General features: G+C 58.6%; 24 protein-coding genes and 2 pseudogenes. 7 read left to right on the plus strand and 19 right to left on the minus strand.

The annotated features are described in order from the left end of the window. Nucleotides 1–197: 197 nt before the first annotated feature. On the minus strand, nt 198–938 hold the full coding sequence (locus tag OKW39_RS06145; protein WP_429361870.1) for a 3-ketoacyl-ACP reductase: 741 nt from the start codon (nt 936–938) through the stop codon (nt 198–200). Between the two features lie 665 nt (nt 939–1,603). Then, on the minus strand, nt 1,604–1,735 hold the full coding sequence (locus OKW39_RS06150; RefSeq protein ID WP_429562278.1) for a hypothetical protein: 132 nt from the start codon (nt 1,733–1,735) through the stop codon (nt 1,604–1,606). A 706-nt stretch (nt 1,736–2,441) separates the two neighbouring features. Between OKW39_RS06150 and phaP (OKW39_RS06155) the strand changes: the two genes are divergently transcribed. Next, entirely contained in the window at nt 2,442–2,879 is a 438-nt protein-coding gene (gene phaP, locus OKW39_RS06155) for a TIGR01841 family phasin (RefSeq protein ID WP_429361873.1), read from the plus strand. A gap of 784 nt (nt 2,880–3,663) precedes the next feature. On the opposite strand, the gene OKW39_RS06160 is transcribed toward phaP (OKW39_RS06155), so the two are convergent. Then, nucleotides 3,664–4,047: a hypothetical protein gene (locus OKW39_RS06160; RefSeq protein ID WP_429562279.1), complete on the minus strand. Its 384-nt coding sequence runs from the start codon at nt 4,045–4,047 to the stop codon at nt 3,664–3,666. Between the two features lie 349 nt (nt 4,048–4,396). On the opposite strand from OKW39_RS06160, the pseudogene phoU reads away from it, so the two are divergent. Then, nucleotides 4,397–5,104 (plus strand): annotated as a pseudogene (gene phoU, locus OKW39_RS06165) (phosphate signaling complex protein PhoU). Between the two features lie 42 nt (nt 5,105–5,146). Here phoU and OKW39_RS06170 read toward each other — a convergent pair. From OKW39_RS06170 to OKW39_RS06200, 7 genes are all read right to left on the minus strand, one after another. Next, nucleotides 5,147–5,575, minus strand: coding sequence for an alkaline phosphatase family protein (locus OKW39_RS06170; RefSeq protein ID WP_429562280.1), 429 nt, complete (start codon nt 5,573–5,575; stop codon nt 5,147–5,149). A 41-nt stretch (nt 5,576–5,616) separates the two neighbouring features. Continuing rightward, nucleotides 5,617–5,886, minus strand: coding sequence for a DUF1488 family protein (locus OKW39_RS06175; RefSeq protein ID WP_429361876.1), 270 nt, complete (start codon nt 5,884–5,886; stop codon nt 5,617–5,619). 294 nt (nt 5,887–6,180) lie between these two features. Continuing rightward, a complete protein-coding gene (locus tag OKW39_RS06180; protein WP_429562281.1) occupies nt 6,181–6,387 on the minus strand; it encodes a BPSL0761 family protein in 207 nt (68 codons plus the stop codon). Between the two features lie 281 nt (nt 6,388–6,668). After that, a complete protein-coding gene (locus OKW39_RS06185; protein ID WP_429361877.1) occupies nt 6,669–6,938 on the minus strand; it encodes a DUF1488 family protein in 270 nt (89 codons plus the stop codon). A gap of 712 nt (nt 6,939–7,650) precedes the next feature. Then, nucleotides 7,651–8,052 (minus strand): transposase, encoded by a 402-nt coding sequence (locus OKW39_RS06190; RefSeq protein ID WP_429361878.1) that lies wholly within the window; start codon nt 8,050–8,052, stop codon nt 7,651–7,653. A 697-nt stretch (nt 8,053–8,749) separates the two neighbouring features. Beyond that, a complete protein-coding gene (locus tag OKW39_RS06195) occupies nt 8,750–10,522 on the minus strand; it encodes an SWIM zinc finger family protein (protein WP_429361879.1) in 1,773 nt (590 codons plus the stop codon). A 1,049-nt stretch (nt 10,523–11,571) separates the two neighbouring features. Next, a complete protein-coding gene (locus OKW39_RS06200) occupies nt 11,572–11,946 on the minus strand; it encodes a cupin domain-containing protein (protein WP_429562282.1) in 375 nt (124 codons plus the stop codon). A gap of 432 nt (nt 11,947–12,378) precedes the next feature. Here OKW39_RS06200 and OKW39_RS06205 point away from each other — a divergent pair, with 432 nt between their 5' ends. Further along, complete coding sequence (locus tag OKW39_RS06205) at nt 12,379–12,642, plus strand: hypothetical protein (protein ID WP_429361882.1); 264 nt, start codon at nt 12,379–12,381, stop codon at nt 12,640–12,642. Between the two features lie 337 nt (nt 12,643–12,979). Here the strand turns inward: OKW39_RS06205 and OKW39_RS06210 are convergent, their stop codons facing one another. Both OKW39_RS06210 and OKW39_RS06215 read right to left on the minus strand, forming a co-directional pair. Next, nucleotides 12,980–13,327 carry a response regulator gene (locus OKW39_RS06210; RefSeq protein WP_429361884.1) on the minus strand — a complete coding sequence of 116 codons (348 nt, stop codon included), beginning with the start codon at nt 13,325–13,327 and terminating at the stop codon, nt 12,980–12,982. Nucleotides 13,328–13,707: 380 nt separating this feature from the next. Then, on the minus strand, nt 13,708–15,279 hold the full coding sequence (locus OKW39_RS06215; protein ID WP_429563460.1) for a DUF6880 family protein: 1,572 nt from the start codon (nt 15,277–15,279) through the stop codon (nt 13,708–13,710). Here OKW39_RS06215 and OKW39_RS06220 point away from each other — a divergent pair. After that, nucleotides 15,172–15,471 (plus strand): hypothetical protein, encoded by a 300-nt coding sequence (locus tag OKW39_RS06220; RefSeq protein ID WP_429563512.1) that lies wholly within the window; start codon nt 15,172–15,174, stop codon nt 15,469–15,471. The genes OKW39_RS06215 and OKW39_RS06220 overlap by 108 nt on opposite strands. A gap of 382 nt (nt 15,472–15,853) precedes the next feature. Here OKW39_RS06220 and OKW39_RS06225 read toward each other — a convergent pair whose 3' ends face one another. Then, complete coding sequence (locus OKW39_RS06225) at nt 15,854–16,405, minus strand: hypothetical protein (protein WP_429361888.1); 552 nt, start codon at nt 16,403–16,405, stop codon at nt 15,854–15,856. 420 nt (nt 16,406–16,825) lie between these two features. Between OKW39_RS06225 and OKW39_RS06230 the strand changes: the two genes are divergently transcribed. Further along, the gene (locus tag OKW39_RS06230; RefSeq protein WP_429361889.1) at nt 16,826–17,098 is read left to right on the plus strand and encodes a hypothetical protein; all 273 of its coding nucleotides are present in this window, start codon (nt 16,826–16,828) and stop codon (nt 17,096–17,098) included. A 602-nt stretch (nt 17,099–17,700) separates the two neighbouring features. Here OKW39_RS06230 and phaP (OKW39_RS06235) read toward each other — a convergent pair. Next, on the minus strand, nt 17,701–18,273 hold the full coding sequence (gene phaP / locus OKW39_RS06235; RefSeq protein WP_429562283.1) for a TIGR01841 family phasin: 573 nt from the start codon (nt 18,271–18,273) through the stop codon (nt 17,701–17,703). Nucleotides 18,274–19,094: 821 nt separating this feature from the next. Between phaP (OKW39_RS06235) and OKW39_RS06240 the strand changes: the two genes are divergently transcribed. Then, nucleotides 19,095–19,358: an XRE family transcriptional regulator gene (locus OKW39_RS06240; protein ID WP_429361891.1), complete on the plus strand. Its 264-nt coding sequence runs from the start codon at nt 19,095–19,097 to the stop codon at nt 19,356–19,358. A gap of 23 nt (nt 19,359–19,381) precedes the next feature. Here the strand turns inward: OKW39_RS06240 and hfq are convergent, their stop codons facing one another. Further along, entirely contained in the window at nt 19,382–19,624 is a 243-nt protein-coding gene (hfq, locus tag OKW39_RS06245; RefSeq protein ID WP_429563461.1) for an RNA chaperone Hfq, read from the minus strand. A gap of 161 nt (nt 19,625–19,785) precedes the next feature. Between hfq and OKW39_RS06250 the strand changes: the two are divergent. Then, nucleotides 19,786–21,012: pseudogene (locus OKW39_RS06250) on the plus strand (ISL3 family transposase). 146 nt (nt 21,013–21,158) lie between these two features. On the opposite strand, the gene OKW39_RS06255 reads toward OKW39_RS06250, so the two are convergent. From OKW39_RS06255 to OKW39_RS06270, 4 genes are all read right to left on the minus strand, one after another. Further along, the gene (locus OKW39_RS06255; protein WP_429361895.1) at nt 21,159–21,458 is read right to left on the minus strand and encodes a hypothetical protein; all 300 of its coding nucleotides are present in this window, start codon (nt 21,456–21,458) and stop codon (nt 21,159–21,161) included. Nucleotides 21,459–22,847: 1,389 nt separating this feature from the next. Continuing rightward, nucleotides 22,848–23,195, minus strand: a complete 348-nt coding sequence (locus OKW39_RS06260; RefSeq protein ID WP_429361896.1) for a type II toxin-antitoxin system Phd/YefM family antitoxin — start codon at nt 23,193–23,195, stop codon at nt 22,848–22,850. 535 nt (nt 23,196–23,730) lie between these two features. After that, nucleotides 23,731–24,930, minus strand: coding sequence for a hypothetical protein (locus tag OKW39_RS06265; RefSeq protein ID WP_429562284.1), 1,200 nt, complete (start codon nt 24,928–24,930; stop codon nt 23,731–23,733). Nucleotides 24,931–25,019: 89 nt separating this feature from the next. Beyond that, complete coding sequence (locus OKW39_RS06270) at nt 25,020–25,295, minus strand: hypothetical protein (RefSeq protein WP_429562285.1); 276 nt, start codon at nt 25,293–25,295, stop codon at nt 25,020–25,022. Between the last annotated feature and the right edge of the window lie 770 nt (nt 25,296–26,065).

Here is a 26,065-nt window from a genome sequence, read left to right on the forward strand (position 1 = left end):
CAGCGAATCAGGAGGAAGAGTCTTACCACGCTGACATTGTTTCTGCGCGTCACATCGGTCGTTAAGGTGTCGCGAATGGTCCTGTATTGAGCCGTCGATGTGCGTGCCGCAAAACGGCTTGCATCTCGTCGTCACTTCGACGGGAACGCGGGCCTGGACTGCTAGCGGCACGCGTAAAGCACGCGTCCATCGAGGTCTCAACCCATGTGGAGTCCACCGTTGAGCGAAAAATCAGCACCGGTCGCAAAGCCGGACTCATTGCTGGCGAGCCACGAGACAATTGAAGCAATTTCCGACGCCTCTCCGAGACGGCGCACCGGAATGCCCTGAATAATTGCGTCCAGTACTTCAGGACGCACCGCACGAACCATATCCGTGCCGATGTATCCGGGGGAAACCGTATTCACCGTGATGCCCTTCGTTGCCACTTCCTGGGCAAGCGACATCGTGAAGCCGTGAATGCCCGCCTTCGCAGTCGCATAGTTGGTCTGGCCAAACTGCCCTTTCTGCCCGTTCACCGACGAGATGTTGATGATTCGCCCCCACTCCCTGCCAACCATCCCCTCGATGACCTGCTTGGTGACATTGAAGAGGCTGGTCAGGTTCGTATCAATGACATCGTTCCAGTTCTCCATCGACATCTTGCGAAACGTCCCGTCCCGCGTAATGCCGGCATTGTTCACCAGCACGTCAATGTCACCGACCTCCTTCTTTACCTTGGCGAAGGCGGCTTCGGTCGATTCCCAGTCACCGACATTGCCCTCCGAGGCGATAAAGGAAAATCCAAGCTCGGCCTGCTTGGCCAGCCATCGTTCCCGTCTCGGAGAGTTGGGCCCGCATCCCGCCACAACGGTCAGCCCATCTGTGTAAAGCCGCTGGCATATCGCTGTTCCAATCCCACCCATACCACCGGTTACGTAAGCGATTCGCTTTGACATGTTCTACCCCCGGTTCTTGCTACGGTTAAAGGACCAACATACTTTTTCCTGGTAGCTAACCCGCGTTTCCGATGTGCGCGTCAGACGAGGCTTCTTTCCGCCGCGCCGTCCGATGGCAATCAAACAGCTTCAGCGGTTGCAGCCACCCCACCCCTCAGTGACGGGGCTACTCGCTGCTTTGGGGCGACGGGCTTCCGGGTAGACACAGGTCCGGGCGACGCGCCGGATGTCTGCTCTGGCAAGCGACCATGGTCGATAAAGTCGTGAAGCACCTTCACTGCCTCCGGCTTGCCGCGCTCCTCCAGTCTGCCGAGAAGGGCATGCGCGAACGCTTTCACGTCTTGAGGTCCGTAACATGCCTCGAACTGGAGAAGGGTTTCCCTAACCGCCGCGCGAATGCTGTGCTCGTACAGCATGCTCGCGATATGCGAAGCGCCTCTCGCCAGTTCTACCTCGCAACCAGTCAAGCGCCAGACGTCATCAGACGACCGTTTGCGTTTAGCTGCCTTCACATCGATACCCCGGTTTTGTGGCAAGCACATGCCGCGCCGACTTGCAAATGGCTGCTTGCGCGTCGTCGCGCGTTAGTCCGACCATGTTGACAAGGAAAAATAGGGATGCAAGGCACACCGACTCCATGGGCCGCCGGTGTCACGAAAGGCGGATTACGCGGCCTGATGCTTCCCGGTACAAAGCCAGTAAATGTCGAGATTCAGGACTGCGGCCAGACGCGTACAGACGTTGAGCGGCGGCACGGTGATTCCATGCCGCCAGTAGTGCACGTCGTATTCGCTCACGTCCAGCCACCTCGCTGCGCGCGCTGAACTGATGCCAGCGCGCTTGAATCCCCGGTCGAGGCGCGCAGCCAGGGCGCGCCTGAGGCGGTCACTCTGGAGGCTGCGCTCGAGGTGGCCATTCATTGAATATCGATTCGTCATACTTAGCGGCTCTCAGGTCTCTAGTTTCTAGTTTTATGCAATTCGGCGCCGCTTGGGTGGCGGCGTCGAATGAAGCTACATGTTGGTCGTGACAGCGTTGTGACCTTGCTGCTGCGACTTTATTTCCTTGGAACAGACGCTTGCCTGCCACTCGTTTGCGTCACTATTTAACGGCGGCGGCATCGACGTCAAATGGAAAATAATCTGGTCCGTGCTGTCTGACTGGATAAACGCGAATCGCTGCCGCGCATGTTCAATCGGCAAAGGACCGCATCTTTTTTCCGCACTGCACTGTCAAGGCTGGGCGGTCGAGTGTGGCTGTGCGATGGTCCGATGTATACCTCGGGTTTTCACCTGGAGAACGTTTGCAGCCCAATGCAGACAAGGCGATGCCGCTGCGCTTGCGCTCGGCGGTGCTGCCCGATGGAACAAACAATTTGACATTCAGCCACCCGTCCCTAGAATGGAATTGCTGCATCGCACCAACCATTCCACTGGACTCGCAGGCCGTGAGGTCCAGTTGACTTTCAGGCTTTAGCCAGGTTTTCCTTCCGCGGAGTGAGTGATGAGCAGTCTTGCCCCCAAACAAATCTTTGCCGCCCAGAAAGCTGGTGTAGACATGACGTTTGCAGTCCTTAACGAGGTAGTGGACGGCGTTGCAAAGCTCGTCGAGCTGAACGTGCAGGCGGTCAAATCGATGCTCGCTGAAAATCAGGAAGTCCTGTCCACGGCGCTTTCGGCCAAGAAGCCACGCCAGCTGTTCCTGCAACAGGCAACCCAGACTACACCGGCCCTGGAGAAAGCACAGTCATACTGGCGCCACGTTCACGGAATCCTCTCCAGCACCGTGGCCGGGGTCACGTCGCTCGCAGAAGCGAGGTTGAAGCAGCGCCAGACCGGAAGCCGCGGGACAGCGAAACTGGCCGGCGATGTTACCGAAACCGATGACAGCGTTGCCGCGTCGAGCACGGGGGCGACGGCTGTACCAGCAGTCCTTGAGTAGCGCAGTGATGCTGAGGGGGTGAAGTGTTCTTTGGAGACCCTCTCATACGGGATTGTTCAGAGGGGCATTGCACACAGCGATTATCCCGAGACGCATGCGTTCGCCAGTTGTAAATTGACATAGCGGGACGCATGCGGGGGCGAAATTGTGTGGGGAGGCCATATGTCTACGAGGATGACGCGGTTCAACGAGGCGCGAGCCCTGGAGCGGGTCGCGAATGCTGCTCATGAAGTGCAAGCGGCGTCTGTCGCTCTACAGCAACACTTCTCACCCGATGGCGACGCACAGCCACCGATGCTTGAGCTAGTCAGATTCGAAGCAGCGATACTGGAACTCAGCACTGCCCGAGCCGATTTCGACGCCCTTTTTACTTTTGGACAGCTGTCGCCGACACCTGCCTGACCCCGTAGGCCGAAAGAGCCTGAACCAGACCGAATGGGTCGCAAGTTCCCAAATCTTTCCATTTGGAAGAACAATGGACCAATCGTGTTCAAAATAGAGCCCGCACTGCCATTATGGACGTTGTTTCCGGACTGGATGTAGTGATTGGGCCTCCTTGGGGACTGCAGCTGGTTCCAGCGAGCGCGCCCGACGGGATTGTTGGCAAAACGCAGGAGCAGGTTCTGGAGATGGCGACTAGCTTCAGCCACGGCAGCGCTCACGACCGAAATCGAGGGGCTATTGCGTTGCGGTGCTTTTCAACTGCGGCAAGGTGTATTCAGGCTGCGCCAGCGGCATTGGAGAAACATTTCGATGAGACGCACGCGGTAACGTCGCCGCAGCCTCAGCCAGTCTGAATCTTGCAGCCGCCCTTCCCGGTGACATTGCAAATCGCAAGCAGGTCTAGCCCGGTGTGATGCGCGACCAGCCACGGGATGCCCGAATAAGCGACTAGCGGGCGCCGTACCCTATATTCAAACATACCAGGTCCAATCCGCTTGAACAGCACGACGTCCGATGCATGTCGTATCGCGAAGCGCACGCTGACCAGGCCGAGCTGGGCCGCTCGAGGCATCGACAATGAACCATCGAACGAGTATTCAAAGGCCAAGTTTGACAGTACACAGTAGGCGACTGCAATAACCAGCACCGGCTTTCCCACTAGCCAACTGTAAGCACAAATCCTACGCGTCACTGAATTCTTCGGGGTTAGTGCGGTGACAGGCATCCGGTACTCCACCGTCTTTGCTTGCTAGCGATATTACTGGCATCACAATGCACGCGCCAACAAAGATGAGGAACAAGGCGGCAGGAAGATGCGACAGTCGGATGCTTGTGGCCTTTCGTCAGGCTATGCCGCAAGGGACAAACCAGGTCAGCCGCGCAGAATGCTCGGAATTTTACGGCGGCAATGATTCTGCATTATTGCGTTCGGTTAATTGCCGATATACGATAATACTGTATATATTGTTTTTGTTGCCGACCCGACGTCTCTATATGAGTTTGCGTTGCAACGTCGCCCGGACATTCCCGGCAACCGCGCCTGTATGACTGAATACGTTGCGTGAGGAGCGCCCATGCCGGACAAGCATCTTTCCACTTAGTTTGACGTTGACCTCAACCTGCTCTCGACGCGACTGCTCGAGACGGGCGGACTGGTCGAGTCGCAAGTTGAGCGCGTGCTCGGATTGATGAACACATATGATTCCGCCCTGGTCTTGCAGGTTCTCGACGACGAAAAGCGGCTCAACGTAATGGAGCTTGAACTCGACGAAGAGATTTGCAATGTCATTGCCCGTCGACAACCCGCTGCGCGTGACCTCCGGCTTCTGATGGCTGCCTCGAAGTGTGTTACCAACCTCGAACGGGCAGGTGATGAGGCTCGCAAGGTTGCGAAACGGCTTCGCCGAATTCATGAGAGCGGCGAGACAGGGCCCATCAATACGACGGAGCTAAGAAGGACCGGCGAGCTGGCCTTGATGATTCTGCGCAGGGCTCTCGATGCGTTCGCGCGGATGGATGCCGTGGCGGCCGCGCAGATTGTCCGCGACGACGGAGCAGTCGATAACTCGTTCCGGGCGTTCGGTCGCAGGCTGGTCATGCAGATGACGGAAGCTCCCCGGACAATTCCGGTTGGCCTGGAATACATGTTCATTGCGAAGGCCATTGAGCGTATCGGGGAACACGCTACCAATATCGCTGAGTTCGTTGTCTATGTGGTCAAAGGCCGGGATGTACGCCATGTACCCCTTGACCGGCTCGAGCACGCAGCCTTGGCCAACTGAAACCGAACGCGAACGTCCAACGTCCGCGAACCGTTCCGCATGCTACCGATGCGCGTAGAGCGGCAGGAATGGGTCTTTGGCAAGCGGCGCTCCGGCGCTCGACGGGCGGCCCGTTCCAACAGCGATAGGCGATGGGCGCGTTGGAATGTCCGGGCGCGCAGTCGGTAACGCCAGCATCTTCGAAAAGTCGGCGGCAGCACGCGCGCGGGCAGTGAGATTCAGCGAGCCGTTCAATCCGGGCACCTTATCGACAGTTTTCAATATCGACGTGTGGTCATATTGGGTATGGTCGATAGTCCCCGCCGGAACATACGGTGAAGTAACGAGAGCCGGGACACGCACACCGAGGCGGTCGAAAGGAAAGTTGTGCGTCTTGAGCCTCGGATTCTCGCTGGCGCCCGGCGGCACACCTGGCGGAGGGCGCACGTGGTCGAAGAAGCCTCCGTGCTCGTCAAACACGATAACGAACATGCTGCCGGGCCGGCTAATACAAGTCATCAACGACGACTACTCTACGCTGCGCGGAGGTCCGCGGCTGTCACGAGAATACGAGTAGCCCGCAACGCGCGGCCTTTTCTGTCCGCTGCCTCAAGTATCCGCTTTACTCCGCGCTCGAACGCTGAGACAAGCGTCGCGTCGTCGGATTCCCGTCGAAACAGGAAGTGTCGCTCCAGCGCGTCGCGAGTCACTGCGCACGCGATGTCGCGACCTTGTGACATCAGGGTGAACGTCAGCAGCCGTCCCCCGGCAAAAAACCCGGGGCGTCCTTTCATTGCAAGCATCTCATCCTCATCTTTACATCAGACTGCCAAAGCCCCTGAAAACGGGGGGCGCAGCGCCGTATTCACCGGTTAAGTTCCAGACCTTGGGTCTCGGCACCGTGACCAGAGCTTATCAAGAACAAAAATGCAGCGTGGCGTGGCCATGACTACGACGGCAAATGCTGCCGCAGGGACTGAGACAGTCCCGCCGAGCCGAAGCGCGACCCGGCCAATATTTTTTTGCGACGAGGCGAAGCGCAAAAGCCATTCAGCAAAAGCGTTGTGCGATTCCATGTCGTACCTCGTTCGGCAGCTTCAAGAGTCAGCGTCGAAGAACTTCGTAGCAAAGACTGTCGGCGCCTGCCTGGCGGCAATTTCGATGTCCATGTCATTTGGGTAGTGCTTCAATATGGCCGCCGCTTTTCCCCGCAAGGTCTCTATTTTCGCTGTTCCGGACGACAACTCCGAAAGCAGCTCCCGCGCCCGTCGGAGTGATAGGGTCCTTTCGTATGGCGTTGTCATGACCGTCTCGGCAGTTTCGTTATGTCAGCTGGCATGTGAGCAAGCGCTGATAACTGGCCGCAGCGAAGGTGATTGACTATCAGCCTTCGCTCACTCTTACTCTCCTTGCCGAGCGAGCGTTGCGAACACGCGGGTCATTACAGCTCGAATGTTGCGAGCAGTGACAGCGCAGGCCGCTGCGGCACTCCCATAGAGAGCGGCACCTGCCCACCATCGGACAACCTGACTATGCGATGACCACAGGATGGAACTAGAGCCAAAGCCGTCGTGGGTTACCTTTTTTAGGTTGCACGCAGGTCCGCGGCCGTCACCAGAACGCGAGCGCCCCGCAATGCCCGACTCTTTCTGTCCGCTACCTCCAGTATTCGTCTGAGTCCGCGCTCGAAGGCTGCGACCAAAGTCGTGTCATCCGACTCCCGCCGCAATAGGAGATGTCGCTCCAGTGCATCGCGAGTTACCGCGCACGCGATGTCCCGACCTTGTGACATCAGGGTGAAGGTCAGCAGCCGTCCTTCGGCAAAAAACCCGGGACGTCCTTTCATTGCAAGCATCTCATCCTCAACTTCACATCAGATTACTACGCCCCGAATCAAGGGCCTTTTCATGGTGTCAAGCGGTCACCCCCCAAACGCTGCCGTCCTGGAGTCCCTGTCTGGCCGCCAGCTGCTATTCAAGCGCGCAATCTCTACGGGTGATGCCAAACACAGGGGAGCCGGCGCCACGGTCGCTTGCCAATGCGGAAGAGAGTCGCGCGAGAACCTCGCGCGCGTAATGCACGTGCGCTGCGCGTAAGTGCATTCCCTCATCGAATGCGCTGATGAAGGCGTTTCGTCATTGGCCCTGGTTAAAGAGGTTCGCTTCCGCCCGAGTCGCCCGGCATAAAGCGCTCCGTCTGTAACCCCGACCAGGCCGCTTCTGCCGCCTGCGCCCCATCGTTGCGACGCTAACGCTAACGCTGATGACGATGACAACGCCGGCGCTGAGCGCCAGGCGGGAAAACTGTCGGGCTCCTTCGACGTCCTCAAACAGATGCGCGAGAAGGGGCTGTCGTCTTTAGGGCAGTCAAACATTTTCCGTGGTGCGCCCGGTAGATGCGATGACGGGCGAGACTTGACGCTTGGTGCAGAAGCACCAATGCAGGCGGCCCGCATTCTCGACTGCCGTATCGGACATCTGCAAACCGGTCGACGGAGTGCATAGACCATGGTGCGTGGTGCAGCACCTTCCGGGCGGTCGTCGTCGATAGGGTTGGCGACAGCTCGGTCAGGCCATTGCCGCCGGCACACGCCAGGATTCCGGATTGGTCCAGAACGCGCCGCGGATGCGCTCGGGGCGCGGCGGTGCCGGTGGCTTTGCAGCCGTTGCGCCAATTCGGCCACGCAGCGAAATTTTGCGACCGCTCGTACCGAGCCGTTTGACTATTTCGGCAAGCGTGCCGTCGGCTTGCCACTCTTCAAAGCGGCGGCGGCAGGTCGGCGGCGACGGATAGCGGCCCGGCAGCCTGGTCCAACCTTCTCCCGACGCCAGAACCCACAACACTCCATTGGCAACCGCGCGAGCTTCCGCGCGAGGCCGGCCGCGTCGTTCAGTGGTTGCGGGCTGAGCATCGAACAAAGCCTCAACCAGCGCCCACTCGTTGTCTGTCAAATCGTCGAACACGTTCATGTCTTGCCTTTGCTAAGCGAACTACAATGCGCTGCCCCGCGCTGCGCACCTTTTTTCTATTCGCACTCAAATTCGAGCGCTCGGCGGTCGGGGTAGTCACGGCGGTTGCTGTGCTGCTGAGCCATAGTGGCCGACCTATGCATAGGATAAGCAAACATCGTGCCACTTCTTCTGTAAGCGCCTCACAATCAAAATTCTGAAGGTTCAGGTCGGCACGAGCGGTAACCATGCACCTCTTGGAGAACAAAATTGCGTTTCGGAAATCGAGTCACGCACCAAATGTGTGCGACAAAGCCTTGTAGACTAGGCAGTCTTGAGGGCTTTGGCGAACGACCGGACGGGATATCGCATCGGTCAGCGTGCCGTTCAAATAATCGCTTGGTCACACGGCGCGACAACAGCGCACCCTTTCATAGTGGGGTATTCCTCTCGAGGGGCTGAACGGTAAATTCCTCGCTTGGCTTCTGCGAGGTACCGCTGACGAGTCGTTGCTTCGACGTGATGAGGCCGGACATGGCACCAAGGCGTTGCGGATGGATGCGTGGACGTCGATGCAGTTGTTGCCTGTGCCACCCATCCAGCAGCAATATGAGATTGCGAACTTCCTCGAAACAAAGACTCGCAGGATTGATGCACTACGGATGCCGACGGCGACGACGCTGTACTGCTATCGGCCCGTCAAAGCCTGACGTCGACTTCAGGACAGTTTGGCGAGCAGCTTGATGAAGTTGCGCTTCGCACGATACGCTGCCCGAATCGCTTCCAGTTCGCTGGTGAACTCCGCACGTTCATCCAGCCTTGCCCGCAGCATGCCGATGGCCCGCACAATTTCGAAGGCCTCGTCATATCGGGCGTTGCGCGAGCCGTTCTCGGCAGCGACCGGCAGCAGGCGGTGATAAAGAGCGATGGCGTCGTGCGGATGGGTTTTGCCGCGGACAGACGCCATCTCAGGCCACAGCTGGGTTGCGACCGGACCTCCGGTGAACGTTTCCCAAGCGACGTCGTTCTCTTTCCCGGCCAGAAAAACCCTGACCAGTTCGGTCCGCGTCGCGCGCTGCCAGACACTGCGTTTCGATTTTGCGACCGACTCCTCTTCGCTGACCAGCGCCCAAAGATGCCTGAGAGCACGCTCCCGGGTTTCGTCATGCCTGCCGGTGGCCGTAGCGACCTTCATCAAGGTGGGAAACGCCTCGGCCGTCGGGTGCATCTCGAAACGGCGCCACGCGAACGCATCGGCCTTGTCGAATTCGCTGCGACGCAGATACGCATCAATGCAGAAGTCGAGCAGGCGCTGGTCAAAGCTCTTGCCGGATTCCTTGATGCCGCGCTCGGCCCACACGAGCCCCTCGTCCGGGCGACCGTGCTTCACACAAAGCTCCGCCACCAGCAGAAAGCGGTACGGACTCGAGAGGTCCTTCGAGCGAATACGAATCAACGTATCCACATCTCCGTCGAGTTCGGCCAGGGCCTCCATCGCGTGTTCGAGCTGCATGCGCGGCGAGTCGTATGACCGTCGATATTCCTTGCCCGGTGCGAGCGCGGGCAGTGCTTCCCAGGCCTCGTTGACGAGTTCGCGATAGCGGCTCAACCCGTTCTTGCCCAATGGCTCCGCATAGGCCGGAAGGACGTTGTAGAACGTGTCCCACTTGCCTTCTGTCTGGAAGCGGAAGAGTCGCTCGGCAAGCTTCACCGGGTCGGGGCCCGTCAACGTGCAGGCATCGAGGTGAACAGACGCCAGCTCGAAGATGGCCGGCATTACGTCCCCACCGGAGTCGTCAATCTGTTCGAGGCTCTTTTCCGCGCCCGCAATCGCCAGCTCCGAAAGTTCGACCACCTGTGCGGCGTGTGGCCCGGCAAGCCTCTGACGCAACATGTCGGCCAGCGACATCAGGCCATCCCCGTATGCACCAGACTCGCGCCAGTCCAGCGGACGGGAAATGCGTGTCGCCTGCCTGACGGCGGCCTTCATGCCGGGCAAATCGGATGCCCCCGCGGCACGCGCAGCGAACAGCAGCTTGTCGCGCAGCGTCAGGTCGCGTTCGACGGCGTCCATCAATAATTCCTGAAGCTCATCCTTGCCCAGTGTCGCCACGTATTCGCGAATCACTTCTTCGAAGGTTTTCCGCTTTTTGCGTGGGGTCCCCGGCGCCGGTTCTTCGGCGTGAAACACTTCTTCACCGGAATTTTCGAGCCAGGAGAGCGCAACGGCGACAGCGTGCTTGCAGAAAACGCCATCATCGCCCACCGGACAGTTGCATTCATACGCGAGCTCACCATCGTCGACGGCGAGTTCAACCCGGTAGCGGTGCGTGCCGCGCACGGTGGCGCGAACAGCTTCGTCGCGCTCATCCAGGCGGGAAACGACGCCATCGTGAAAATAGGCCTTGCCGCGCGCAAAGGTTTTCGTGTCGGCGAGCGACTGGACTTCAGCAAGAGTGAGAACCTCGGAAAGCTTTGCAGACTGGGACATCGGGTGACCGGTGAAAAACGGATAATGCCGCGACGGGCGGCGTACAGACACGATGATACGGCGATGAGCAAGGAGGCGCCCGATTCCGAGCGTATGGGTTGGGCGGCACGCGTGCCCGGCGGCGCGTCGACAAAACACGAATCCAGGCTTTCCCCTCGATGGCCCGGTATCGGCTTATTGGCTTGAACACCTGGCCGGAAATCCCGAAACGTCTGCCCGCCAATGCGCGACGCACCGTGTATTCGCTCGCATATTTCGCCGAGGTGAACCCGATGGCGTTCGTCTCGCGGCTCACATCGTACGCGATATGGACCGCCGCTACCGCTCTTCCTGATTTGTCGATGGTTGCGTGGTTCTCGCCTACGCCATGATGGGCGATGGTGATGGGAGATTTTCGTCGGGACGGTCCCAGACGACTATCAGATTCGACGGCGAGGAAAGAAATCTCACCCGTTGGTTCCAGAAATCTCAACCGATGCTTCTCAGGGTCGAAGAAGCCTTGTCTGGCGGGGTCAAAAATCTCGAATTATGGGTCTCGCTACACCCGGCCCTGAGCACGCGGTATCCTTCCCGTTCGACCAGCAGCCGAAGCGGACGCAGAATATTCGGTCGTCATCGACGAGCAGGACGGTCGCCAATCTAGGGGGCCGCGTTTAAATCGAAAAGATAACAATGGAGCCGCACACGCCTCTGACCTTCACCTTGCTTTCGGAGGCGGGATTGAATCCGTTGAAGCTCGACACGAGCTGGATAATTTCGGCGTTCGTATCGCCCCGCGAGACGAGGGTGTGCATTAGTAGTCGAATTCGCCGCAGCAGCGTCCCTGACTAACCTGGCCGTATCTATTCGCTATCCGCTCTGATGACAAGCAAACGGCGCTTCAGAGTCATGCGGGGCGTCGCGCACGTGTCCGAAGTGGCCCTCGCCGGGTTCAGGGCGGCTCGACCGTGAGATACAGCGCGCATCCACGGCTCGGACCCTACACCTTCTCGCGCACGACTTAACCGCGACGGCTTGGGCTCGCGCCGCTGCCAAAGGGAACCACGACGTCAAAGTTGAACCACGGCGAGAAGCGCTGGCCCGTCGCCGATGACACGACTCTGATGCCCCTTGCCGGTCGTGTCCTCAAGCAGTATCGCGCCTCCTGCGGCGACACGACGTCGCTCGCCGTCGCTGGCCTCGAACTCAATCTCCCCGTTGAGAAAAAACACCCACAGACACTTGGGCGAAGGATGAACGTCGCCGACCCATCCGCTCGGCAGGCGCACAAATCCGTAGTGGGTCGCTGCCGCGAAATCCGACACGTCAAAGGATTCTGCGGGCGGCGCGAAGTTGCGGCTGACCAGCTCGATGCTAAGCGACGCAAAATGACTTTCACCGACGGCGTCTGAATACAGTTGCGAAAATGACAGTGCATACGCCACAGAGCTTCTCCTTTTCGCAACCTATATTCCAGTCGGCGTTCGACGTAACCCGTCCGGTTGGAATATCGGAGGTTTGAGTTACCCAGCGCTTTGCAAGACGTCGGCCGCACAACGACTCCGGATGAGTGTCCCGCCCGCCGGCACAGGCGTCAAGGCAAGGTAACGTAGCAGCGAGGGCATCGTGCCAGCATGGCGAACAGGCTCGCAGAGGTGTGCGCTCAACCGATGAGGCGGTTCCGCGCCGGAAACTGTCCGAATAATCCTCGGACTTTGCACGCACTCAAATTCGCCACCGCGTACGCCAAGGCTTAAATTGACGGGGAGGCGGTCACGAAACCGCCGCTCACGCGGAATGAGTGACGCTGGAGACCGGCGAGCGGACCCATATTGCGTGACTGGCCATGAACGCACTAATCGTCACGAGAGGTTGCAATGCGGCGTGCATATGATTATCGGAGCTTCGAGGCAACCATTGAAGTCGAGTCGGTGCCGGCTGTTATTGTCGCGGGCTCGATAGTCGCGTCCGGAGGTCTTGTGGTGAAGGTTGCTGTGCGACACCGGCTGTCCGGGCGCGAGTTTCCCCCCGCGCAACTCTCGGACGAAGGTGAACCGACTTTCGCCACCGAAGCTGAAGCGCTGATGGCGGGGTTTAGTGCCGCCCAACGGCTTATTGATGACGCGCTTGCAGAACGATGATGCCCGTATGCTTCGTCGTGCGTCACAGCCACGTCCTAGCCCGCGCGCTCGGGCTGTTAGACGGGTAGAAGCGGCGTCGGATTTTCTAACCTCTCGTGTCATAAGCACACGCGTTCTCCGCAGTACCCGAGCGACGCTCTTTTAATTTCTGCGGCGCATCACTCAGGGGTATTCTCGCAAAGCCGTCGTACCCCCTGCTCGAAGCCGTTGGTCGACTCACGACGGCTGTCAGAACACGGCTAGCGTACCCTTACGACCGTTGTCTCTATCGAGACAACTGAAGCCGCAAAAGTGAACGTCGCCGCGCCGTCTACCAAGAGCACGGCTGTGGCCAGCTTCAACCTGAGAGCAGAGACTCGAATTGTTCAAGCGATAGCGGCTTCAAAAGCTGGCCATCAAAGCACGACATGTCGAAGCGCTCGCGGACGTCATCATACGCGGTCATTGAAAAGATGCGCCGGGACGCATATTTCTCGGACGCACGGAGCCGCAGGCACAACTCGTGGCCGTTAATGTCGGGCAGTCCAATGTCCACGAGAATGAAATCGAAAGCGCCGTCACCGCCGGCCGCAACCAATGCGTCAGCACCGGAATACGCCTTCGTCACAGCATGCCCCATCGAGCATGCGACGTCGGCCAGCAGGTCAGTTGTAGCGCTGTAGTCGTCTACCAGAAGAACTTTCATCGGAAAGTACTCCAACATGCAGAACACGCGAGGGCAGTCGCCTCACCTTGCGATGTCATGCAGTTTTGTGCCGCGATTAACACCTACGCGGAGTACCATCGCATCCGCGCTCGCGCCCAAGGTGCTTGCTCGTCCTGGAACTCGCTGCAACGTCGGACGTCTCCCTCGTCGCGCGAGAACTGGACTCGACGCGCTCGGAGCATTTTCCAGCAAAACCCTCGGCCACATAGCCAGTATTAACACTACGCTGGTGGAACACCAATCATGTCGACATGGCAGCTCAGCGTGGGACTTTGGCGTATGTTGATTGTTGCTGCGCTCAAGACCGCGCCGAAAGCGGTCACAGTCGCGCCGAAGGGGAAGGATTCGCCCTGGCGAACCTAACCGAGCACTGCCAGTAGCTTGATAAAATTGCGCTTGGCGCGATAGGTCTGTCGGATTGACTCGAGTTCATCGCCAAACTGCGCATGCTCGTTCAGTTGCGCTCGCAGTCCCCCAATAGTCCGCACGATGTCGAACGCCTCCTCATAACGGGCGTTACGCGTGCCACTTTCGGCGGCGATGGGCAGCAGGCGGTGATACAGGACAATGGCGTCGTGCGGATGGGTCTTTGAGCGAATGGATGCCATCGTTGCCCACATAGTTGTCGCCACTGGACCGCCGCAGAACGTCTTCCATGCCGTGTCGTGCTCGCGCCCGGTGAGAAAGATTTTGACCAGTTCGGTTCGCGTCGGCATCTGCCAGGAATTGCGCTTCGCTTTGGTCGGCGCCTCTTCAGCGCGAACAAGACTCCACAGATGATTGAGCGCACGCTCGCGTGTCATATCATGCTGGCCAGTCGCGCTGGCGACACCCATCAGGGCGGCGAATGCTTCTGCGCCCGGGTGCATCCCGAAACGCTGCCACGCGAGCACATCAGCCTTCTCGAATTCGCCGCGCCGCAGGTGCTCCTGGATGCAGAAGTCAAGCAGACGCTGGTCCACGTTCTTGCCAGACTCTGTGAGGCCGCGTTCGGCCCACGCGAGTCCTTCGTCGTAGCGCCCGTGCTTCGCGCAAAGCTCTGCGACCAGCAAAAAACGGTAGGGACTCGACAGGTCCTTTGACCGGATGCGAACCAGTGCGTCCACATCGCCGTCGAGGTCGGCCAGCGCCTCCATCGCGCGTTCCAGTCGCATGCGGAGCGGTTCGAACGACCGGCGAAATTCATTGCTCGGCGCCAGTGCCGGCCGGCCGTCCCACCCGTTTTCTACAAGCATGCGGTACCGATGAATCCCAAGGTCGCCGAGCGGTTCGGCGTAAGCCGGCAACACATCGTAGAAGGTATCCCACACGCCGTCGGTCTGAAACCGGAACAGTCGCTCCGCGAGCTTCGTTGGGTCCGGTCGCGTCTGACGACATGCTTCGAGATGTACGGCGGCAAGCTCCATGATGGCCGGCATCACATCACCCCCGGAGTCATCAATCTGCTCGAGACTTGCTTCGGCGCCGGCAATCGCAAGCTCCGCAAGCTCGACCACCTGGGCGGCCTGAGGACTGGCAAGCCGCTGCCGCAGCATGTCCGCGAGCGACATCAGGCCGTCGCCGTACGCGCCGGCTTCGCGCCAGTCGAGCGGCCGCGAAATGCGCGTCGCCTGTCGTACCGCAGTCTTCATGCTCGGAAGGTCACTGGCGTTCGCCGCACGCGCCGCGAGCAACAGCCTGTCGCGCAGCGCCATGTCGCGTTCGACCGCTTCCAGCAACAGTTCGCGCACGGCTTCCGCATTCAGCGTCGCAACATATTCACGAATCTGCTCCTCGTATGTCTTGCGCTTTTTACGAGGCTTTGCCGGCTCTGACTCATCGGCATGAAACACTTCCGCGCCGGTATTCTCGAGCCACGACAGGGCGACCGCGACCACGTGCTTGCAGAAGATACCGTCCTCGCCGACCGGACAGTCGCATTCGTAGGTCAGCTCGCCGTCGCCGCCTACGCCAAGCTCGACGCTGTACCGGTGCGTGCCGCGTACGTTCGCGCGAAGGACACCATCGCGCTCTTCGAGGCGCGAGACGGCGCCCTCGTGAAAATACGCCTTGCCGCGCCCGAACGTTTTTGTGTCCGCGAGCGACTGGATTTCGGCGAGGCTAATGATGTCGTGAAGTGGTGACTGGCTGGACATGGCGTGCGTTTGAGATATGCGAGAAAGAAGGATGCACGAGCCAATCGGCTGTGGCACGAATCCGCAAAACCAACGGCCACCCAAAGGCGCCCGTCGCATGCGAAATTCCCTGACTCTGCAGGAGGAATTCCAATTTCGGGAGGGACCAGGCGCGTCCGTTGGTACTACGTCTTTCCGAGCGATACGACAGATATAAGCAGTCGAGGGGTACTACCAACACGGTTTGTCAGCGCTCCAAGCGTAACGCTCCCGTAGAGCATCGGCGCGCACAATCCGGACCCTGTGGACGTCGACGAACGCAGCGAAATCACCGGCGACGTGGAGTCAGGTCAAGAGAACCGTTCATCTACTCTCACGCCGTCTCCACAACTTACGCGTCGGACTTCCACGGCCATGAGGGGTAGACTCGCCCGCTGCTTTCAACGCTCTCCCGGCGCTCCTCGGTTTGTCCGCCGTTGCGCTCGACATCGCCAGCGCTCGGAGCCTCGTCCGCCTGCGAGCTCTCGGAGTTGCCATCGGTCGAATCCGGGCGCACGCCCTCGCCAGCTTTCAACGACGGCAGGCCCACGCCGAACCACCGAACTTCACTGCGCAACGCAGCGACGTACGCACCCCATCCCGCTGCGTTGTCCGCGAACAAGGTCCGTCGAACAGTGGAAGCAAGACGCTTGCGATTCAGCTCAGGCTCAAGCAGTTCCCGTGGCCATGCGAGGAAGGCGTCTGACACTCGCTGAACAAACTGCTCTGCTGTCATCCGCGGCGATACCTGTTCCAGGAGCGGGAAGCCTCCAAGCGGGTCGTGCGCTGCGGCCAGTTCGCGTACGGTCTTGTGGCCGTCACCACATTTCAGGAGGAGGTGAACAACCTCCAGTACGTCCCCGAGGTGAAGCAACAAGGCACGGCGCTCGAATGCATCATTCATCTGCTCATTTCTCTCTACGTGAGTCGAAGCACAATTCTAGCTCGCCGGTCGCGCAGCGCTGTGAGAGGGACGGTCTTCGCCTTGCCTCGAGCTGCAAAAACTCGGACTTCTCCGCGGACCTGTCTGACAAAGCGTCCATTTTGTCAATTTATCAGCAACCCGGAACTGCCGATGCATGGCGAGGCGACAGGAGTCGCTCTCAGGCAACGCGGGCGCCGCGGATGTCGATGGTCAGGGTTCGAGCCGGACTGTGCCGTCGGCCGTCCAGCTCTTGGCAATTCTCTGAGGCCCACTCACCTCGAAATATCCGGTTTCAGAAATCACAAATCCCCGCCAACATTGCGGGCGTCTGCGGCGTTAAGGAGATGAACGGTGAAAAACCGTCCCGTTACCTGAACGGAAAACTTGCTGGAGGGGAACATGAAAAACACGAACGAGCAGTCCCTGCGTTGTCAGGTCGAAAAGTGGCCCGCACCGTCTCCCACGATGCACGTTCATGTAACCAGATTCAGTCGCACCGCAGGGAATGGGAGACGCTACGTGTGCGTCGAAACGTCGTCACCAGCCGGAGCGCGCGCGTTGTTTTTCTTCAGGCACGATGACGGCAGGTGGAGCGTGTTCCCGCCCACTGCCAACAGGCGGAAGTCAACTGCAGAGCACCCTCTGGTGCAGGTGGCCGCCCCCACCTTTTGATGACGGTCACGAGTTCGCCGCGCTCAATCGAGGCGCTCGGGATTCAATCTGGTTTCGGGCCGGTGCACGGCTATTGAGCCGCATTTTCGCAGGATGGGCGAAGTCCACGGACACGTAGGGCGCCACTGCACGGCGCGTCGGTCGTCTCGGCACAAATCGAGCAAGTGTGAGCTATGCAGGTGACGACCCCCCGAGCGACGGGTACTGGATGTCGAACAAATCTGACGCCGATTGTCGTCGTCGAGATGGGAGGGGGAACCGGTTGATGTGCATGATGCCGGTGCAATCCGGGCACACAAGATATTCATCGGAGCCGGGAAAGCAAGGCGACAGCTCACCCGCCGCCGCCGCCCCTTGAAGACACGGCTCCTTCATCAAAGTACATTGGTAACTGTGATTGGGCTAAGGCTTACAACACTCACGCTCACTGAAGTAAATGCGCTCTTCGAATTTTGTCGGGAACGGACGATGGCAACTGGAACAGTGAGTCTGTTCCTCTAACCAGCAGCTAGACCGGCGCGCACGGCTGCCAAGGCGCCACGCATTGCGTGTTCACCTTAGCTCGCCGCGCCGTGCGACCCCGGGTTCAACGTTCCTTCAAATTACTGCTTCGCCGCTTTTGCTGCTTTCTCGACTGCCTGGTCAGCCGCTTCGGTCACCTCTGATGCGGCTTTTGTTGCGGCGTCCAGGTTACTTTGCGCGACTTCGACTGCCTGCTTCGTGGCCTTTTGCACGCTTTCCTGAGTGGTGTTGGCCAGCGTGATAGCTTGTTTCAGAAATGCGATTGTGGCTTCGGAGCCGACCGGGGCGTTTTGCGCAAGATTCTCGACGAACGATTGAACCTGGAGGCTGACCTCCTGGTACCGCGCGTTGACGACCTCTGCTAGCTGCGTTTGCGTGGTCGACGCAATCTCCGCAACCTGACGTTCGTACGTCAGGACCTTCTCCGCCGAGTGCAGCGCCAGCGCGTCTTGCAGACCGGTAACTTCCTGTCGGTCCTTTTTCGCCAGCCCGTCCTGCTCGTGTTGGTGCCAATTGGCAAGCGTCATTTTCGCCGTATCCAGATTCAGTCTGACGAGCCTTTCCTCGCCCTCCAGCATTTTGCTGGCCAGGCCGAAAAAGAAGTCAAGATTGGCTTGCTGGGTTGTAGCAGCCTGTCTCTGAAAATCAGTCATGTTCGCCTCCGGAAGATGTATGCCCAACGCCAGCATGTTCCGCAACGGTGACCAACTGATGAAGCGCGTCGTCTGGAAGCTCCCGGGTCGGCTGCATTTTCGACACCGGCTCCGCAGGCGTATTGGTCTCGGCCGCGAGCCCGCACAACGTCCTCAGCGCTGGGCTGCGTAAGGGGTGCTCTGCGGACGTCAACAGATGCACGAGCTACAAACGACGAAAATTCAATTAGAGGACGGTAGCGGTCGGGGTGCCAATTGAATCTGCCTATCTGGGGCACCCTTGAAGAAGGATGTTTTTTCTCTCGCCGCCACCTGCTGGACGCGTCTGCACCCTCATTGCGATGGCGCCTTCGCCGAAGACCATCATCGCGATGTGTGACGAGGTCGTGGAACAGCGCGCCGCTCTTTTCCACGCAAGCAGATATTTCGCCAGTGGAACTTCCGGCACCCGCTGGTGACCAACGCCGGTGACGCACGAACAGGTGCCGACCTTCGGGTAAGTAAGTTTTCCGACACACCTACGTCTGCGAGCGCTCTCATTGAGCGGCTACTTCACTCGAAGCAAGCGGCGGAGTGACTTGCTGTGTACGGGATAGCGAAAACGGCATACGTATCGATTACACCGGGCATTTAAAGCGTTAACTCAGAGCGGGGAAGACGCGCCGCAACGGGCGTTCAGGTGCAGTGAAGTTCACACGAACGACATGCCAGCCCGAGTGATGGCGTTCGACCGCAAGCATCAACATCGAAGTCGTGTCACACCTTCGTAGCCTGAAGTACGTAGGTTTGGTCACGATGAGTTACACGGAGCATTGCAGGTCATGAATCGTCGTCTGAATCTTGATGTCCATCTGCAAGGCACTCTCAAACACAACGGCTCCAGGCGGGCCTTCGCTGCACGACTGGACATGACCATCAAGCGCGCCAAGGTGACCTCCGGTCGGGTGGCCAGGTCACTCGGCGTATCGGAACACGAGGTGACCCTTTGGCGCGCCGGAGTTACCGTTCCGAAGAGCACGGATTGTGCGCGCCTTTCTGAACTTCTCGACGTGGACGTCGTCTGGCTATGTGCAGGTCAAGCGTAAGCGACAGCATGTCATGGCAGTTCTCATCGGACACGGCCTCGCACGCGGTTCGGCTTGTCGCCATTCACCGGCACCTCGGTCGGGTCACGTGCCTGGCTCCTGCCATTGGCCGGCAGCACGGTCGAAATGGCATGTTTGAAAACAAGTTGCGCACCCGGACCAGACTCGAGCAGAACTGCAAACTGGTCAAAGGCGGCCAGTTGACCGCTCAGTCTGATACCGTTCACGAGGAATACGTTTACGGTGGTCTTGTCGTTCAAGAGCATCTGCAAAAAATGCCTCTTTTGAAACCCGAGTGGGTGATTTGGCGGGTCAAGGGCGGGCGTGAGCCCGGCGCAGCGAACCCTTGAGGCGCCCTGAACCGGCAAGCTGGTGCATGGCTGGTTGCGGCAGAATGCGGCAACCAGCCATGCGAGACGAAGCGAACATGACGAATCAACTCTTTGAAGCCGCCTTGGGAATCAAGGCCCCGTGGTACCTGCAAGGCGTCGACTTCGACACGGCCAAACGGCAGCTCACGATTGCCGTGGACTTTGTCGCTGGCAGCCGCTTCGCCTACCCCGGGGTCGCCGGTGAGCACCCAGTGCATGACACGCAAATCAAGCGACTGCGCCACCTGAATTTCTTCCAGCACGAGTGCTATCTGGAAGTGCGGGTACCGCGAGTGCGCTTGCCGGATGGCGCGGTACGGCTGGTGGAACCCGACTGGGTCGGCCAACTCGACGGCTTCACGTTGCTGTTCGAAGCGCTGGTGCTGATGCTGGCGCAGCAGATGCCGTTTGCCGCGGTGGCACGCATCGTCAATCTGTCGTGGCACCGAGTGCACGCCATCTGTTCGCGCTATGTGGAACTCGCGCTCACGTCGGCGAACCTGTCGGACGTGAGCACGGTAGCTATTGACGAAACCTCGTACCGGCGCGGCCACGAGTATCTGACGCTGGTCGCCGACATGCAGGCGCGACGGGTCGTGTTCGTCACGCCCGGGCGTGACGCGAAGACGATTGAAGGCTTCGCGGCATATCTGAGCCGACACCACGGCACGCCCGAGCAGGTCACCTCGGTGAGCATCGACATGTCGCCCGCCTTCATCAAAGGCGTGCGCGAACATCTGCCCAATGCGCGGCTGACGTTCGACAAGTTTCACGTCGTCGCCCACGCGTCCAAGGCGCTTGATACGGTGCGCCGCCAACAACAGAAAGCCGACCCAGAACTTAAAGGGATGCGCTGGACGCTGCTCAAGGACGCCAACAAACTGAATCTGGCGCAATTGACCGACCTCGAGGCGCTGGTCAGGCAGTACGCCACCAAGCGCACCGCCCGCGCATGGCTGTATCGCGAGCAACTGCGCGAGATTCTCGGGCGCAAGCAAATCCATGTCGTCTCCGAGATGTTGCGGCAGTGGTGCACCAACGTCATGCGTTCGAAAGTCGAGCCGATGAAGGACGTCGCGCGTCTGATTCGTCGGCACTTCGACGGCATCGTCGCCTGGACTTAGACGCGCCAGACCAACGGCTTCATCGAAGCAATCAACGGCTTGTTTCAAGCGGCCAAGCGAAAGGCTCGCGGCTACACGCGCTTCGCGACGATGCGCACGGTCCTCTTTCTCGTTGCTGGCAAGCTCGATTTCTCCGGCCTCAACCCGCATGCCTCGTGAGCCCCGTTACCCACTGCATTTTCAAAAGAGCCCAAAAAATCGTCTTGTACGCTTGGGCGTCCGGTCATGTTCGAGGTCAAGGCGATAGGTCCTTGGATTGTACCGGCGATACCTGAAGCCGCCAGCCTTTTGCAGCGACACCCTTCTCAGTAAATCTTCTTCATTCCGCCACTGTCGGAGGCTGGCGCAGCCATTTCCCCCTTTTTATGCATCTTCGGCTTCATCTGCTTTTGCGACATTTCACCTGACTTTCCCATAGTGTTTGCACCCGACGCGCCAGATGGTGACTCTGTCGTTCCGCTTGCATCCGGGGTTCCCATTCCAGTGCCACCCTGGCCTGCACCAGCGCCCCCGCCACCAGTTGTTCCCGCACCCTGCGCGTATGCGACACCAGATAAACTCAAAATGAACGCCGAAAACAAGACTCCTTTCATAGCAGCTCGCATGACGGTCTCCTTCGTATGCAGAGCGACTGGCTGCAACCTGGGTCGGTGCAACCCCGCCGTTCTGCTTACTGCAATTCCCGTGCCGCTTCTGGCCTTGGCATAAGGCCCTTCATTTCATCGTTGACGGAAACAACCAAGCTATCGTGCACACATCGACGGGCCGCGCGCCAGAACGCGAATGCCGCTGCGCTGGAGGGGTTTCCCAGCGCGCTCGCGTTTTAAAAGCGGTCAACACAGCGTCTGCAGAATCGGCGGACGCTGACGAAGAATTACGCCGTTACATGCCGGACGTCATCTCACGGACGGACATTGTTCACCACCGGTACCGCACACGGCGGCAAATCTACCGGCCAAGCTTGCCCTGTGACCCTGGACTCCGACCGCCTCGCACGAGCCGGCTGCACATCTTCGTCGGTGACTCATCGCGCCGAAGACGTAAGGTGCTTCCCGAACAGGCGTTGCGCTGATTCCGGCATTTCACCGAATTTCCACGTGTCGCGAAATATTTGTCGAGCGGAAATCTCGGTACATATCCCGGAGTTTTTGTGGACGTCGAGAAATCTCCCTGCATGCCAGCCAGTTTTTGAGAGCCTTCACGCCTGTTAAATTGGCTATATCTACTGCCGTCTGTTGCAGCGGATTCAAGTCTTCAAGGACTGAGGTTCGCGGTGGCGGACGTGCAGTAGGGGCACCTTGTTTGTGCTCGAATGAAACTCAAATATATTTGGCTGGGGATACTGATGGACGACACGAACATTTTTGACGGAGACGACGGGCTTTTTGAGTTTGGTACGTTGCTTCCGCTTTGGCTGTTCAATCCGAGACCGGAAAAGACGGTTGGATTGCCGGACAACACCCCGGTGTTGACGTGCCCGGTGTCAGACGAGGATGCTCACTGCCTTGCGACGGATTACCTCGAGTCATCCGTTAGTTTCGGGTATTACAAGGCGGACGACTTTTTCGTCATTGCAATCTGTCTGCGGTTTGGTTACACGCAGGTCTACTGGGTCGCGGAGATAAGTGACCCGGAAGTCTATGAGTCTATTGAGATGTGGATACGGGTGGGGCAAGTTCCTATTATGTTTTGTGTCCGTGAAGGTGAGCAAAGGCATCTGTTGTTTCACGTTGTAGATATATGCCCATGTTCACTCCGCACGTCGACGAATTCTGGTCTGGACCGGAGCACGCGCCGACCGCGCTCAAATGGCAAGCGATGGCCTCGCTAGTTGCAAGATGGCGCTTTCAGACGGATGCGGTGACCGAGATTGCGGGTTTCCAGATGTGGCACGTCTTTGGGAATGTGTTGCTCACAAAGCGGTGGGAACGGTTCATAAACGAAGGCGCGGTCGTCACGAACTCAAGGATTGCGAAAAGCGCTGAGGCACTGAATTAGCCTCGCTTGGCCTTTAGAGGCACCCAAGCCTTTCGAACTCCGCGAAATCTTCCCGCATCACTTGAAAAACGCCGCAGTGATTTCTGGAATTCTTCTTCGGACTGCACCTTGTCCGCAAGCCCGGACTTGAGACCCTCCTCGGCATCATGCAACAGGACGAGCCGACCGTGCTCGGCTTCGAGAGCGTGGTAGTAATTCAGCTTTCGGGCGTCGACAATCGCGACGTATGCCGAACCATCCTTTGTCAAAAATTTCTCGGCACCTGCGACGACGTCTTCCGCAAGTTCTGCTAGCCGCGAACAGGCCTCGCTTATGGGCACCATGTCTTGGACACGAATTGGCATAACTGGTCTCGTCCGTTTCAATCCGCCTTGGGGTGCACCGCGCGATACTGCCAACTTTCTACTGAGCGAATCTATTTTTTCTTGCATGCCAGCTGCTCGCCGAAGAAGTCGCCCGACTTCGTGCCAATAAGCATAGCCCAAATCACCGTCCGCCAAGGCTAGCTGGTGAATCGCGCGGAGGGCAACGCGGGCGCAACTGCGGGTGGGTGACGCGTACAGCCGTGCACCTCATTCAACCAAATCTACCGTCAGTGGGTGCCCTGAAATATTCCCTTACCGGCACCGCTTGCTTGATAGGCGGTCTTGTCGCCAATCCAATCGTTCGCAAGCTGTGGCCCGACATCTGACCAACTCGCGCCCCAGATTCCGGAGCACAGAGAAGAATGAGCAAGATGACCCGGTGACGACAGTTAGCGATTTCCAGTCGGCCGTAGCGCGCATGATGATTGATGCCAGAGAACCGTGAATGGCCGCATGCTTCGCCGGAATCACGTCATTGCCGCGGCCAATGCGCTGTTGCGATTCGCCGTACGACCTACCGAGGCACCCCGGAATGACGTGCGGTTGAGCGCGTAGCCCCTTCTCCGAGGTCACTACGGGATTCAGACCATTCCTCTTTGGTCGACGAGTCAGAGACAGCCGACCCGGCTCCTGCTAATGCTTTATCTTTTTCGTCGATGACTTTTATAAGAAAACGTGTGTATCCATCAGCGCTAATCTCGCTGAAGCGAAAGAGGGTCGCCTGAAGTGAAGAAGGAGATTCGGCAACAGTGTGACCTGTGAGTCGCTCCGCTACTTGCAGCATCACCTGCTCTGCATCGAAATGGACGGTCGCCCCGGGATGGTCAAAGAAATAAGGCTCCGTGTGTCGCGCATACGCGCTCGCCCCACCACAATCGAGACCGGCCGCACTGTTCGAAACGTGGTACTCAGCGGAGGCTTCACGTCGCTGTGCGCTCTGCGCTCTCGTCCATAATTCCCGGGACGTCGCGCTTTGCACGGCGTACAAGTCAAGCAGACTCGTGATGCTTTCAGCCCTTCCAAGCGCCATATCTGTCAATTTCGACGCCGCATCGCCCAAGTACCGCCATGCCACGGCCTGAGACCCTAGATGCAAGATGAATCTGAAAAGCAAACCCGTCCGAATGGCGAGCAACACCGGGTCCATCGTAGCAAGCTGGTCAGTTGAACCAACACCTTCGGCCTCTAGCAGAGTGGCTGTCATCGCGCTCACTCCCTCAAGCCTCATCAACTGGCGAGCGGCCTTATCTTCGCTCCGCTCCTTGACGAGCGTTAGGGATAGTCGCCTGAAAAACTTAAGGAATCGGTCGACTGGAAAAAGGCCGATGGCGAAGGCAAGTCCGACGCTCGCTTTATCGGTATCCGGAAATCCAGCAGCCGCAACGCCAATAGGGAGGGCGAGCGCGAGCCGCAACGCGTACCAGTACACGTCCGATACGTTAAGCTTGCGCTGTCGCATGCTCAGTACACTGTCGCCGACCGCAAAGATGTACGCGCCAGCCATCGCGCAAACACATACTTGCGCGCTTGCGCCGACAATCTTTGTGTCTGGGAAGTACTGTAAATACGTTGCCAGCGCTGTATCGAAAAAAATGGCGATTAACAACCAGCCGGCCGCGAGAGCAAGTGACTTAAGACCGTAATGGTCATGATAAAGGGAGTCATAGATGTCGCGGCGGACAGTTTGCCCGGCGTCGCTTTCAAGATTACGCACAACCTCGGACTCCAAGTGGTGCTTGGAGACATACAAGCGCACCCGGTCCTCCCAAAACTGCGCCAGATAAGTTCGCAACGCGCCTTCGCTCAGGCTGTTCCGAATTTCGTCGTACCGGGCGAACCACCTTTGTTCAGTAGGCGGACGAAAGGTGAAGCAGCAAGGCCGCACATGAGCGACGTGACGACCGCCACCGGCGGAAAGACTACCGGGTCAAAACGGAAGCGGAAGAACGCCGCGTAGACAATCCCGAGGCATAAAGCGACGATGCCGACCACCACGACCCAAAGGGCCGCGGCCATTTCGCCCTCGCGACTCCGAACAGCTTCGTCGAAACCCAGCAGACTCAAAAGAGCTCTTTTCACGGCACTCCTTTCTTCAGACGAAACGCGCGAGGCCTGGAGGGCGCCACATCGACAAAAAGAGGACTACGCGAACTGACGTCAGGCAACACAGGCTATCCATTGGGCGCGATGCTGACTACTCGCGCAAGCTTGCAAGTAAATCTGTTGTGACACCACTACGTTGTCGCGCCGGGTGCTCCTTCGACGTCGATTGGCTTTCGACGGCGACGGCGATGGCGACGCGCTTCCTGCTGGTCTCGCGATATCGGTCGCGGCGATGGCGAATATTTGCCAGCGACTACGCTTCCCCGCATCAGGTTGGCGAAAGCACTATAGTGAAATACATTAAACGTTTGATTTGTCTCGCGGTTCGGTACAAAATATAAAAATATCGAGGAATACCGAAAAGAAACTATCGAGGAATACCGAAAAGAAACGGACGCCCTCGCAGACTGAGAGCACCGCGCAGGGACACAGACTCCATTACTCGTCTCAAAATTGGAGGCCGGGCGAGTCGTCAGCGTCTCCCAAGACTCTCGGTATAGCTCCCAATCATGTTGCAACGCCGTGCGGTCACCATCCGTTCAGCCATTTATCTCTGCCGCTGGTCGTCCTAGCAGTTCGGTGCTCGGCATGCGATGGAATGACCTACAAGCCAGCATATGCCTATGCCACGAGCGCACATAATATTGCTACGAGTTTACGACATGGCTGAAGCTAAGTTTCAATCCCAGGGCTGAACACAGTTTCGAATAATCCTCCGTCATTTTCCAGGGACCGAAATGGTCACC

Origin of the sequence: Paraburkholderia sp. MM6662-R1, assembly GCF_050436245.1 — a bacterium.
GTDB classification, from domain to species: Bacteria; Pseudomonadota; Gammaproteobacteria; order Burkholderiales; family Burkholderiaceae; genus Paraburkholderia; species Paraburkholderia tuberum.